General features: G+C 61.1%; 1 protein-coding gene. It reads right to left on the reverse strand.

The features are described 5' to 3' along the window. Positions 1-322 (reverse strand): transglutaminase-like domain-containing protein (locus AC1D0P_RS32420; RefSeq protein WP_477680469.1); only part of this gene is annotated, 322 nt, incomplete at its 3' end. Positions 323-360 lie beyond the last annotated feature (38 nt).

A 360-nucleotide genomic window follows, 5' to 3' on the forward strand; every position in this document is an offset into this window, starting at 1 on the left:
AGCCAAGGCTGCGCACTGCCTCGACGAACAGGACCGCAAAATCCCTGCAGGATCCCCATCCACGGTCCAGTGTTGCCGTGGGTGTCTGGGTGCCTTCTTCCTCTCGGCTTTGGTATGAGATCGAAGACGCGATGCCGGAGCTCACGTCTTTGAGCAGCGACAAGGTGTCCGTCGGATTGCCGGCGACAAACCCCCGCGCCCATGTCGAAAGCCTGCCGTCGCTGTCATTATACTGCTGCGCCGCCAAAGCGCCGAGGTCGATCCAATCCTTGTCATCGTAGAGGAATGGATAGTTGATGGCCGATGCGGCGATGTCGAACACGGGCCACGCCGCCGCCGTCAAATCGACCTTGGCGAGGC

The organism is Polaromonas sp. P1_G2, assembly GCF_056405515.1.